Genomic DNA, 9,283 nt, shown 5'->3' with positions numbered 1-9,283 from the left:
CTCGAAGGGCGCGTCGATCTTGGCGCGCAGGCGCTTGATGGCGACGTCGACCACATTGGTGTCGCTGTCAAAGTTCATATCCCAGATCTGCGAGGCGATCACGGTGCGCGACAGTGCTTCGCCCTGGCGCTTGATGAGCAGGTGCAGCAGCATGAATTCCTTGTTGGTCAGGGCGATATTGACGCCTTGACGCGTGACCTTGTGGCGCACGTGGTCCAGTTGCAGGTCGGCGATCTCATAGACCTCGGCTTCGCGCGTGACGCCCCGGCGCAGCAGGGTGCGGATGCGCAGCACCAGTTCAGTGAAGGAAAAGGGTTTCACCAGGTAGTCGTCGGCCCCCAGCTGCAGGCCGCGGATGCGGTCTTCCACCTGGTCCTTGGCGGTCAGGAACAGCACCGGCAGGTCGCGCTTGCTGCGCAGTGCGCTCATGACCTGCCAGCCATCCAGGCCGGGCAGCATCACGTCCAGCACCACCAGGTCGTAGTCCTGCTCCAGTGCCATGTGCAGGCCGTCACTGCCGGTGCGGGCGAGGTCGACGGCGTAGCCGGATTCGCGCAAGCCTTTGCGCAGGTAGTCACCGGTCTTGGGGTCGTCTTCGATTACCAGGATGGCCATGCTGTGGGAAACCGTGTGAAGTGGAATGGACGGGAAGTGCCGCTGCAAAGGCGGCCCGGATCGGAGAGAATGAACCGGAAAATGCACTCGATTCTAGCAATGGAGGGATTTTTCTTCATGACAAAATTGTCATCAAAATGCCACCCGGGCGTCACCGCGCCGCTTTTACCATGGCATCTCATCGGCGAGGTCCAGGCCTTGCCTCCGCTTTGCATTCACACCCTTTTTTGCCGGAGCGCACCATGCTGATCAAGATTCGTCCCGACCAGATTGACATCCCGACCGCCTCCGAGATCACCTCGCGTGATCTCTACCTGTCGCGCCGCAGCTTCATGGCGCGCGTGGCGGGCGGTGCCGCCCTGGCCGGCGGCATGGGCGCGCTGCCGCAGGCCTTCGCCCAGCAGGGCAAGAAGCTGCCGGCCCAGCTCAATAACGCCTTCGCGGTCATGGACAAGCAGACCGCCTACAAGGACGCCACCAGCTACAACAATTACTACGAGTTCGGTACCGACAAGGCCGATCCGGCCAAGAATGCCGGCAGCCTGAAAACCAGCCCGTGGACCATCGACATCGAAGGCGAGGTCAAGAAGCCCATGACCCTGGACCTCGATGCCCTGACCAAGCTGGCCCCGCTGGAAGAGCGCATCTACCGCATGCGCTGTGTGGAAGGCTGGTCGATGGTGATCCCCTGGATCGGCTATTCGCTCTCGGCGCTCATCAAGAAGGCCGAACCCACCGGCAATGCCAAGTATGTCGAATTCGTCACCCTGGCCGACAAGAAGCAGATGCCGGGCTTGTCCACCCCCATCCTGAACTGGCCGTATCGTGAAGGTTTGCGCCTGGATGAAGCCAATCACCCGCTCACTTTGCTGACCCTCGGCATGTACGGCGAAGTGCTGCCCAACCAGAACGGCGCGCCGGTGCGCATCATCGTGCCGTGGAAGTATGGCTTCAAGTCGGCCAAGTCCATCGTCAAGATCCGCTTCGTCAAGGAAGAACCCAAGACTGCCTGGAATCTCTACGCCCCGCAGGAATACGGCTTCTACTCCAACGTCAACCCCAACGTGGACCACCCGCGCTGGTCGCAGGCCACCGAGCGCCGCATCGGCGAGGATGGCTTCTTCGCGCCCAAGCGCAAGACGCTGATGTTCAACGGATACAACGACGTGGCCAGCCTGTACACCGGCATGGACCTGCGCAAATTCTTCTGAAGAACGGATCCGGCATGCAGCTCGCTCCCGCCGCCTTGCGCAATCTCAAGCCACGCACCGTGACGGGGCTGTGGTGGCTATTCCTGGCCCTGGCCTTCGTTCCGCTGGGGCGGCTGGTGGTGCTGGGTTTCACCGGCGGCCTGGGGGCCAACCCGCTGGAATTCATCACCCACAGCACCGGCGACTGGACCTTGTACCTGTTCTGCATCACCCTGGCAGTGACGCCCCTGCGCAAGATCACCGGGCTGAACTGGCTGGTGCGCATGCGCCGCATGCTGGGGCTGATGGCGTTTCTGTATCTGTGCCTGCACTTCACGACCTTCGTCTGGTTCGATCACTTCTTCGACCTGGGCGAGATCTGGAAGGACATCGTCAAGCGGCCCTTCATCACCGTGGGCGTGCTGGCGCTGCTGCTGTCGATCCCGCTGGCCATCACCAGTACCAACGGCATGGTGCGTCGCCTGGGCGGCAAGCGCTGGCAGGCCCTGCACCGGCTGGTCTATGTGATCGTGCCGCTGGGTGTGCTGCACTACTGGTGGGACAAGGCCGGCAAGAACCTGATCGCCCAGCCGCTGTTGTTCGCGGTACTCGTCGGGGTGATGCTCGCTTTGCGCCTGCTGTGGCGGCGCAGCGGCGCATCGGGCACGCCGGGAAAGCCCGTGCGGCGCTGAATGCTTCATATCTTGTGCGTTTGACCTGATCGTCCTAGCCGATTTTCTGATTTTTTCCTGCCCTGTCGGAGCCTGCCATGTCCCTGTTCAAACCTGCCGTCCTGGCCTCTGCGGCCAGCCTTTGCCTGGCGCTGGCCTGTGCTTCCACCTTGGCTGCTGAAGCGGCGGTGGCGGTGCCCGCTCCCAGTGGCAAGGCGGTGCTGGCTTCCACCGCCAACACGGCCACCGCGGTCCTCGCGGGTGGCTGCTTCTGGGGTGTGCAGGGGGTATTCCAGCATACCCAGGGCGTGTTGCAGGCGGTGTCCGGTTATGCCGGCGGCAAGGCCGATTCGGCCACTTATTCCATGGTCAGTTCGGGGGCCACCGGCCACGCCGAAGCGGTACAGGTGACCTACGATCCGCGCAAGATTTCCTATGGCCAGATCCTGCAGATCTATTTTTCGGTGGCGCATGACCCGACCCAGCTCAATCGCCAGGGCCCGGACCATGGCACGCAATACCGTTCGGCCATCTTTACCGCCAGCGAGGACCAGGCCCGGGCCACCCAGGCCTACATTGCCCAGATCAATGCCGCCAAAGTCTTCAGCGCCCCCATCGTGACCCAGGTGACGCCGCTGCAAGGCTTCTACCGGGCCGAGGATTACCATCAGGATTACGCCACCCTGCATCCGAACCAGCCCTACATCGCCTACAACGACCTGCCCAAGATCAGCAACCTGCAGAAGATGTATCCGGCCATCTATCGCGCCGATCCGGTGCTGGTGTTCAAGCGCTGACGCAGTACCCCGGCAGGGATGAGACAATACGCGGGTTTGTCTCATCCCGCCTGCCATGAACGCCACTGATACCGTCCGCCTCGCCCTCGACCATTTCCACCAGGATGACTACGCCGCCGCCGAACAAGTGCTGTTCGGCTTGCTGGAGACCCATCCCCGGCACAAGGATGCGCTGCAGCTGCTGGGCAGCGTGGTGGCCGCGCAAGGACGTTTCGAAGAAGCGGCCCTGGCCTGGCAGCAGGCCTTGCCGCTGGTCGACCCCGGCAGCGAGGAAGCGCTGGCCCTGCGCTATCGCCTGGGGCGCGCCTTCTACGAGCAGGGGCGATATGAAGACAGCTTCCTGCTCTATCGCGACCTGATCGAGGCGGGGCATGAACGTCCCGAGTTCTTCGTCGCCGCCTCTGCCGCCTTGCAGGGCATGTCGCCCTCCGGCAAGAACGATGGCCAGGCGCTGGCCTTGCTGGAAGAGGCACTGCGGCGCAATCCCGATGTTCCCGATACCTGGCACCGCAAGGCGCGGCTGCATGAGCGCGCCGGCCAGTGGGAAGCCGCACGCGAATGCCTGCGCCAGGTGCTGCTGCGCTTCGATGATCGCGCGCAATATTGGCTGGATGCAGGCCTGATCGAACATGCCTTGGGTGACTACGAGGAAGCGCTGCGTTATTACGACCGCGCCCTCATTCTCGACCCTGACCTGGTGGATGCCCACGTCAGCCGTGGCACCACGCTGGCGCGCCTGCGTGACCACGAGGAAGCCATCGACAGCTTCCGCCGCGCCCTGCGCATGGATGGCAAGGACGCCGATGCCCATGTCAACCTGGCCTTGTCGCTGCTGGTGCTCGGCCGGCTGGAAGAGGCTTTGCCGCTCTACGAATGGCGTTGGGAAGGACGCGGTGCCGATCCTTATCGCCACGCCGCCATCCCGCCCTGGAACGGCGGCAGCTCGCTGGCCGGCAAGCGCATCCTGCTGTGGGCCGAGCAGGGGCAGGGCGACACCATCCAGTTCAGCCGCTACGTGCAGCAGATCGTCGAGGCCGGGGCTGAGGTGGTGTTCGAGGTTCCGGAAAGTTTGTTCACCCTGATGCAGGGCTTGCCGGTGGCCTCGCGCATTCAGCTGGTGCCGACCGCAGGCGCCTTGCCCGCGATCGACTATCAGTTGCCGCTGATGAGCCTGCCGCTGGTGTGCAATACGGCGATGGACAATATCCCGGCACCGGTGCCTTACCTGAACGTTCATATCGACCTCAAGCGCCAGTGGGAGCAGCAGATTGACGCGCTGGCACCGCGTGCGCCGGGGCAGGTGCGCATAGGCATCATCTGCTCCGGCAACCCCGGCAATGCCAACGATGCGCGCCGGTCCATCGCGCTGGAGCGCTTTGCGGCTCTGGCCAAGGCGCGTGACGGGGTGTCCTTCTTCATCATCCAGCCCGATCTGCGCACCGCCGATGCGCAATGGCTGCAGCAGGCCGGGCCGCAGTGGCATGCCGTGGGGGAGGGCATTCGCGATTTCGCTGATACGGCGGCCGCGCTTTCCTGCATGGACCTGGTCATCAGCGTCGATACGGCAGCCGCCCACCTGGCCGGCGCGCTCGGCTTGCCGGTCTGGATCGCCTTGCCCTATTCACCGGACTGGCGCTGGTTCCTGCAACGCCATGACTCGCCCTGGTATCCGACGGCACGGCTGTTCCGCCAGCAGCGTGCGGGCGACTGGGATGAGGTCATCACCACCTTGCGTGCCGCCTTGGCGGTAGCGTCGTTTTCTTCGTGAGCGTGCCGGAACCCGTGCAGCTCTTCCGGCTGCAGACGTTCTTGGCAGGGTCTGCAGCTGTTCTTCATTAATCTTTGTAGTGTTTCTCGAATTATTTCGAGGCCGTATGAAGATTTCTGCACCATCGGACAATTCGTTCCCCCCCGTCCTTTCCGCGATCATCCAAGCCAATTCTCGTCACCCGTCATCGCAGCCGGCCGGCTGCCCTGCCGCCTTTGCGGCTGCTGCCCGGCCAGTGTGCAGGTGCGTGAAGTACGGCGCCCGGCGCCGTCTTCCCGCCTGCCGCGAGACCTTCCTCCCTGGACGAGATCAACCTGAAATGAGCGCAGATGAACGACATCCTCCCCCTTGGCGGCGCCTGCGGCCCGCAGTCCTCCTCCACCTTGCCGCGCCCGCGCTGGCCCAACCGGCTGGCTGCCGTGATGGCGATGTCACTGGGCTTGTTGAGCCTGCCGGCGGGCGCTGTCAGCCTGGGTGATCTGGTCAAGCAAGCCGCTTTCAACAATCCTGCTGCGGTCGCTCGGCAACGTGCCGTCGACGCCGCTGCCGAAGGTATCTCGTCGGCCAAGTGGCAATTCTTTCCGACACCGTCCATGTCGGTCGAACGCGCCGGCGTGACCAGTTCGCGCGACATTTCGTACAACGGTGACGATACCGTGGTGACCCTGCGCCTGCAGCAGACCCTGTGGTCCGGCGGCCGCCTGACGGCCCAGCTGGAACAGGCCGGGCACAATGATGAATCTGCTGGCGAAGCCCTGCGTGAACAGCGTTTCCGCCTGGCCGAGCAGGTCATTTCGCAATACAGCCTGTGGGTGCGTTCGGATCTGGCCACCGAGGCCAATCAGAAGAATCTGAAAGCGCTGGAAGATTTCCTCGCACAAAGCCAGCGCCGCGAGAAGGAAGGAGCCGCTGCGCGCGTCGACGTGACGCTGGTGCGCGGCCGCCGCGACCAGGCGCTGACCGACCTGCTGGGAGCCAAGGCCAGCCGCCAGTCGGCGCGGCTGCAACTGGAACAACTGGTCGGCCTGCCGCTGAGCGATGAAGAGCTGCGTGCCGATGTGGCGAAGATGTCCGTCAGCGAGGATCTGCCCGCACTGACCGAGAGCATGCTGGAGAGCAGCCCGCTGCTCAAGCGCCTGCGCGCTGATGCCAAGGTCCAGGAGTCGGCCATCCAGATCCGCAGTGCCTCCTACTGGCCGGAAGTCTATGCGCGCCTGGAGCACCAGCGCGGCAACTTCAGCGTGCCTCACACCCCCAATGCCAACCGTGCTTTCATCGGCATGCAGATGCAGCTGGGGGCCGGCCTGTCGCTGGGTTCGGAAGTGGCCGCCGCGCAGGGCCGCTATCAGTCAGCGCTGCTGGCCGTGGATGCGGCACGGCTGGAACTGATCTCGCAGATAGCCGCCACCTACACCGAGTATCAGCAAGCCGAGGCGCGTGCACGCAATCTGGAAGACGTCGCCGTATCGTCCGAGGAGGTGCTGGCTTCCTATACCCGCCAATATCTGTCGGGCCGGCGCTCCTGGCTGGACGTGATGAATGCCGCCCGCGAAGTGGTGCAGACCGATCTGCAGAAGGCCGACGTCACGGCCATGATCATCGCGGATGGCCGCAAGCTGCAATTGTGGGCGTATGGCCTGGACCAGGTACGCTGACCATCAATCCCGTGCGCATCCGCTGCGGTGCGCACGGCGACCGCAAGGGGAACTGCGGCAGGGGGGAGCATGATCACCAAAGCGCAGTTCAAGCGCGCCATCGAGCGCGAGGAATTCAGAGTCGTCTATCAGCCCATCGTGGTACTGGCCGACGGCCGCTGTGCGGGCGCGGAAGTCCTGGTGCGCTGGCAGCGCGAGGACGGTGCACTGCTGCCGCCGGACCGTTTTCTGGCCGCGGCGCAGCGGCACGGCTACCTCAATGCCATCACCGACCGGGTACTGCAACAGACCGTCAGCGACCTGGCCCCCACGCTGCGCGCTCATCGCTGCTTGCATGCGGCCGTCAATATCCCGGCCCAGGATGTCAACAGCGGCCGCATCCTGGAGGTGCTGGATGCCGCGCTGGACGGCACCGGTATCGTGCCGGCCCAACTCTGGCTGGAAATCACCGAGAGCAGCAGCATGGAAACCCTGCCGAGCCGCGAGACGCTGTCCCGGGCGCGGGAGCGGGGGCATCTCATTGCGCTGGATGATTTCGGGACCGGCTATTCCTGCCTGCGCTATCTGCACGAACTTCCATGTGATGTGCTCAAACTGGATCGTTCCTTCGTCATCGGCATCGGCACGGATCACGAGCATCCGGTACTGGCCTGCATCATCGACCTGGCCCGCAAGCTCAAGCTGAAGATCGTCGCGGAAGGCGTGGAAACGCCGGTGCAGGCGCGCTATCTGGAGCAGGCCTGCGTCGACTATGCCCAGGGCTGGCATTACGCACGGCCGATGCTGGCCGCTGAATTTGCGCGCTATTGCGATCGGGCAGCGAGCCCGGCGGGTTCGCCACTGTCGCCGTTGTCGTTGCAAGCCCCGGAATCGCCGTTGTCTTCTCTCGCGGCTGGCGGCTCCGCAGAGGCCGTGGTGGCGCCGGATCTTCAGTCCTCGCACTGAGCTTGCGCGGGCTGTGCGCACAGGCGTCCTTTCCTGTCTGGTCTTTCCTCTCCGTTGCTGTCGATGTCGTCCACTCGACGTTGCCTTCGATAGTTCATTTCGTCTGCACCATCAGACAATTTGCTAAGCGCAAAATGTTAGATAAAGTTAGTACGGCGTCGATGTTAATGGTCTGGCGGAGACGCTGTCACCAGTGCTGACTGATTGTCGGTGATCAGGTGGCGAATGGCACCAAGCTCCCCTCGGGTTCAACATGATTCGAGGGGAGTTCTCTTTTGTTTATCCAGATATGAAGAGGCTTTCCAGGATCTTCCGTATTTCTTTGATCCTCGCGAAAGTGGTCCTGGATTTTCCCTTCACTCGTCGACAGGAAGGGCGTCCATCGTTCCAGAGTGAGGTTTGTTCTCTGATCGACTGAAATCGTCATTTACTTAGTTTTTTCGAGACTACAAATATGTCTGAAATGAACTAAAGGACAATTAAATCTTTATATATTTTCACAGATCATTAGCCCCATTGACGATCTGCCGCAGCGCCTGATTCCGGACGAGATCTCCCTCGGTTTTGCCCGCTGTTGCTGAGATGGCAAAGCAGCAACGATGACGCATCCCGGTCATTTCTGGCATCGCGCGACACATCGTCCGAGGGGTTCTCTCCCGTTTTTCGCTCTCACTGTCGATCAAGCCGAGTACGTCCGCATCGTCCGCATCGTCCGAATAGGGGCCGTCGACAGTCCTTCCCCTGAAGGAAGGCCGATCGTCGCGACTGATATCAAACCAAACGAATCGCCATGAGAAAGAATATTCATTCCTGTCCCAGTTCGCCCCCCGTTGCCGGTGCGGTGCGCCGCGCTGCGGCCAGCAAGATGTCCGGCGCAGGCTGCACGGGCCTGTATCCAGCTGCCTTGCTGGTTTCCCGGGAGGCCTGTCATGAGTGAACTGGCGTCTTCCTTGTCATGGGCCGTGATGACGGCAGCGCGACGCCACGGTGTGGTGATCGACAGCGTCCGGCTCAATGCCGCCATCACCCAATCGATGGTGAAAAGCGGCGCAGCGGCCATCGACATCAACAGCCTCTGCGCTGCCCTGAGCCTGCCCAAGTCGCAGCATCTGGCCAAGCCGGACCGCGCACAGCTTCCCATGCTGGGCGTGGTGCGCGAGCGCGGCTGGGGTGTCATCGCCGACCAGCGTCCCGATGGCCGCTGGATTTTCATCAGTGAAGAAGGCCATGCCTTGGTCAGCGACAGTGATCTGAGCGAAGGCGCCTACAAGCTCGATTTCGCCCCGCTCGGCAACAAGCCGGACCAGCACGGTTTTGAACGCGTCTTCAAGGAAGCGCTTGGCGAATACCGTCCCATCATCCTGGAAGTGGTCATTGCCTCGGTGGTGATGAGCGTCATTGCGCTGGGGGCCTCGGTCTTCTCGATGCAGGTCTATGACCGGGTCATTCCTACGCACGGCGTGGCTACGCTGATCGTGCTGGCCATCGGCGTCTCGCTGGCCATCGTCTTCGAGCTGGGCATGAAGTTCGCGCGTTCTCACATCATGGACAGCGTGGTCTCCGGCCTCGATGCCAAGCTCTCGCAGGCGCTCTTCGAACGCTTGCTGTCGGTCCGGGTGGACCAGTTGCCAGGTTCCGTCGG

The 9,283-nt window shown here is 62.9% G+C and carries 7 protein-coding genes and 1 pseudogene; 7 read left to right on the top strand and 1 reads right to left on the bottom strand.

Going from position 1 to position 9,283, the window contains the following annotated elements; translation table 11 throughout:
* A partial coding sequence (locus tag B3873_RS20865; protein ID WP_286868766.1) for a heavy metal response regulator transcription factor occupies positions 1 to 615 on the bottom strand: 615 nt, incomplete at its 3' end.
* A gap of 242 nt (positions 616 to 857) precedes the next feature.
* On the opposite strand from B3873_RS20865, the gene msrP reads away from it, so the two are divergent.
* The 7 genes and pseudogenes from msrP to B3873_RS20830 all read left to right on the top strand — a co-directional run.
* A complete protein-coding gene (gene msrP, locus B3873_RS20860) occupies positions 858 to 1,826 on the top strand; it encodes a protein-methionine-sulfoxide reductase catalytic subunit MsrP (RefSeq protein ID WP_286868764.1) in 969 nt (322 codons plus the stop codon).
* A gap of 14 nt (positions 1,827 to 1,840) precedes the next feature.
* Complete coding sequence (locus tag B3873_RS20855; protein WP_039785056.1) at positions 1,841 to 2,497, top strand: sulfite oxidase heme-binding subunit YedZ; 657 nt, start codon at positions 1,841 to 1,843, stop codon at positions 2,495 to 2,497.
* Positions 2,498 to 2,574: 77 nt separating this feature from the next.
* On the top strand, positions 2,575 to 3,273 hold the full coding sequence (gene msrA / locus B3873_RS20850) for a peptide-methionine (S)-S-oxide reductase MsrA (RefSeq protein ID WP_286868762.1): 699 nt from the start codon (positions 2,575 to 2,577) through the stop codon (positions 3,271 to 3,273).
* Positions 3,274 to 3,328: 55 nt separating this feature from the next.
* A complete protein-coding gene (locus B3873_RS20845) occupies positions 3,329 to 5,041 on the top strand; it encodes a tetratricopeptide repeat protein (protein ID WP_286868760.1) in 1,713 nt (570 codons plus the stop codon).
* 329 nt (positions 5,042 to 5,370) lie between these two features.
* Positions 5,371 to 6,696: a TolC family protein gene (locus B3873_RS20840; RefSeq protein WP_286868757.1), complete on the top strand. Its 1,326-nt coding sequence runs from the start codon at positions 5,371 to 5,373 to the stop codon at positions 6,694 to 6,696.
* Between the two features lie 69 nt (positions 6,697 to 6,765).
* Positions 6,766 to 7,641, top strand: a complete 876-nt coding sequence (locus B3873_RS20835) for an EAL domain-containing protein (RefSeq protein WP_286868755.1) — start codon at positions 6,766 to 6,768, stop codon at positions 7,639 to 7,641.
* A 929-nt stretch (positions 7,642 to 8,570) separates the two neighbouring features.
* Positions 8,571 to 9,283 (top strand): annotated as a pseudogene (locus B3873_RS20830) (type I secretion system permease/ATPase); the annotation flags it as partial.

The sequence above is a fragment of the Herbaspirillum sp. UBA812 genome (assembly GCF_002296545.1).
GTDB lineage: Bacteria > Pseudomonadota > Gammaproteobacteria > Burkholderiales > Burkholderiaceae_D > Herbaspirillum > Herbaspirillum huttiense.
Note: the sequence above shows the minus strand (reverse complement) of the source record. Positions and strands in the feature narration are given on the sequence as shown.

Bases quoted from the DNA above. Each gene is read 5' to 3' on its own strand.
- msrP (WP_286868764.1), top strand. From the start codon at position 858: ATGCTGATCAAGATTCGTCCCGACCAGATTGACATCCCGACCGCCTCC.
- B3873_RS20855 (WP_039785056.1), top strand. From the start codon at position 1,841: ATGCAGCTCGCTCCCGCCGCCTTGCGCAATCTCAAGCCACGCACCGTG.
- msrA (WP_286868762.1), top strand. From the start codon at position 2,575: ATGTCCCTGTTCAAACCTGCCGTCCTGGCCTCTGCGGCCAGCCTTTGC.
- B3873_RS20845 (WP_286868760.1), top strand. From the start codon at position 3,329: ATGAACGCCACTGATACCGTCCGCCTCGCCCTCGACCATTTCCACCAG.
- B3873_RS20840 (WP_286868757.1), top strand. From the start codon at position 5,371: ATGAACGACATCCTCCCCCTTGGCGGCGCCTGCGGCCCGCAGTCCTCC.
- B3873_RS20835 (WP_286868755.1), top strand. From the start codon at position 6,766: ATGATCACCAAAGCGCAGTTCAAGCGCGCCATCGAGCGCGAGGAATTC.